The sequence below is a fragment of the Caballeronia humi genome (assembly GCF_001544475.1).
Classification (GTDB): Bacteria; Pseudomonadota; Gammaproteobacteria; order Burkholderiales; family Burkholderiaceae; genus Caballeronia; species Caballeronia humi.
The window spans coordinates 1-2,390 of sequence record NZ_FCNW02000150.1 but is presented as its reverse complement, the minus strand read 5'-3'; the positions used below and the strand labels follow the sequence as shown (position 1 = coordinate 2,390).

At 57.4% G+C, this 2,390-nt stretch carries 3 protein-coding genes; all 3 read left to right on the top strand.

The genetic code is table 11. The features are described 5' to 3' along the window. A partial coding sequence (locus AWB65_RS34630; protein WP_143281830.1) for a transposase occupies positions 1 to 366 on the top strand: 366 nt, incomplete at its 5' end. A 205-nt stretch (positions 367 to 571) separates the two neighbouring features. Beyond that, entirely contained in the window at positions 572 to 1,699 is a 1,128-nt protein-coding gene (locus tag AWB65_RS34625; RefSeq protein ID WP_087671229.1) for a VIT1/CCC1 transporter family protein, read from the top strand. Between the two features lie 295 nt (positions 1,700 to 1,994). Then, a complete protein-coding gene (locus tag AWB65_RS34620) occupies positions 1,995 to 2,240 on the top strand; it encodes a hypothetical protein (RefSeq protein WP_087660820.1) in 246 nt (81 codons plus the stop codon). Positions 2,241 to 2,390: the final 150 nt, after the last annotated feature.

Below are 2,390 nucleotides of genomic sequence, written 5' to 3'. Positions count from 1 at the left end.
GTGCACGACAAACATGCGCTCCCTGATCTGCTGCATGGCGATGAGCAGCGTGCTTACGGTGACAGCGCGTACACAAGCCAGAAGGACCTCATTGCTAGCAAAGCCCCGAAAGCCAAGGATTTCACCAATGAGCGTGTGGGTAACCGCAGTGGCGAAATCGACGAAGTCAAGCGCTCGAAGAACCGCAATAAGTCGAATATACGAGCTCGAGCGGAGCACGTGTTCGCGGTAGTGAAGCGGCTGTGGGGATTCGGCAAGGTCCGCTATCGTGGACTTACCAAAAATGCTACCCGTGCATTCGCAGTGCTCGCGCTGGCGAACATCTACATGAGTCGATCACGGCTGATGGCACAGGTACGTCCATAAATTACCAAGCGGGACGAGAAAGGCTAAAAGCGAGCCTCTAAAGGCAAAAAACCGACGCGAGCGCGTCGCCATTCTCGCATCGTGGAATCAGCAACGACGATCCCGTGAAAACCGCGCTTCTTCAGCACAGCCTTAGGGTTATTCGAGCCGTCGCACCAGATTCGCCTTTACTCTTTCTTCAGCGAAACGAGCGATAAAACGAACAATGGCATCGCAGGCGGAGCTCAAGCGATTCAAGTCCAATCTTGCAGACGAACTCGACAGTGCGGCGCTATACGACACTCTCGCACGTGCCGAAACGAAGGAAGACAAGCGGCGTGTGTACGCTGAACTGGCTTCCGCGGAGCGTCGCCACGCGGACATCTGGGCAGCGAAACTCAAGGCGAACGGCGTCTCCCTGCAGCCGCATCGCCTGAGCGCAAAAACCTGCCTCATGCGTGCGTTGGTCCGCGTGTTTGGGCCAGACTTTGTGCTGCGCTCCGTTGCAGCGAATGAAATGGCTGATCGCGACAAGTATGCCGGCCAGCCGGATGCCGCACAGATGTCCAGGGAGGAGCGGTATCATGCGGACATCGTGCAGGAGGTCGCAAGTCGGGGTAAGAACGGCACGTCTCGCGGAAGCTCGATTGCGGCAGCCGAGTCGTGGCATCGGGGGGTAGCTTCGGGTAATGACTTGCGCGCGGCCGTACTTGGAGCGAACGATGGTCTCGTGACGAACTTTTGCCTCATCATGGGCGTGGCCGGTGCGGGCAGCAACAGCAAAACCGTGTTGTTTACCGCATTCGCTGGACTCGTGGCGGGCGCTGTCTCGATGGCGCTCGGCGAGTGGCTTTCCGTCACCAATGCGCGCGAGCTCGCGCGCACCCAAATCGCAAAGGAAGCAGACGAACTCGAGCAGATGCCCGAAGCCGAGCGGCACGAACTCGCGCTCATCTATCAGGCGAAGGGTCTCGATGCGGTCGAGGCACGACGCGTGGCCGCTGAAATCATGCGCGACAAAGACAAGGCACTCGAAACGCTTACGCGCGAGGAGTTAGGCCTCGATCCAGCAGAACTCGGCGGAAACCCGTGGACGGCGGCACTTGCGTCGTTTGCGCTCTTTGCAGTAGGCGCAATCATTCCCGCCATTGCTTTTCTTTGGTCGAGCGGAGAGAGGGGCATTGTTCAGTGCGTCGTTTTGAGCGGAATAGGGCTTGCGGGCATTGGCGTGTTCACGTCGATTTTCAATGGTCGCGGCGCATTGCTTTCCGCCGTCCGGCAAGTCGTGATTTGTCTGGCTGCCGCAGCATGTACCTTCGGACTCGGAAGAGTCCTTGGCGTATCTCTTTCCTAGCGGGTTTTGGCGCGTAACTGCAAAACATCTAATCTGTGTCAATCGGCACAGGGCGTGTGTTCCGTACCCTGAGCGTTGCAATGCTTGGGGCCGTAGTTCACGGGTGAGTCAACACATTCCTGGCCTGATGTGATGAGCAAGATTCTAGGCATATTTGGTATCGCGGTACTGGTGGTCATCGTTGTTGCGGTGGCACTCGTGCAGTATACGATATGGAGAAGCGTCGATTAGTTTGGGCGCCGGTACAAGAACGGGTTCCGCGTTTCAAACTTGGCGCACGTCAAGGCACAGGCGTATGTTCGAATCCGCGCGCGGGTGTGCCGCCGGCACCCGTGACGAACAGGTCTGCATGCAAACCATTCACGCTACTCAAAGGGGGCGGGCCCACGACTTTGAACGAGGCGAAGCGATCAGTATCAAACCAATGATCACGAAAACCCGGCCGACGCATCGGGGCTCGATCCGCATCGTCGAAATGGATTTGACTGGCGACGATATCGTGCAGCTCATCAAGACGGCCCCTCTTGCGGTTTCGACCTGACGCGATTTCGCGATTCTTCTCGTTGCCACAGAAGTCCAGCGCACCTCCGGCGCGAACGTACGCAACTGAAGGTCTAGCAGGCTGTTGAAATACCTCATGTAGCGGTCATCCGTAACGAAGGCGTAAACGTTGAACTTATGTCATCAATGA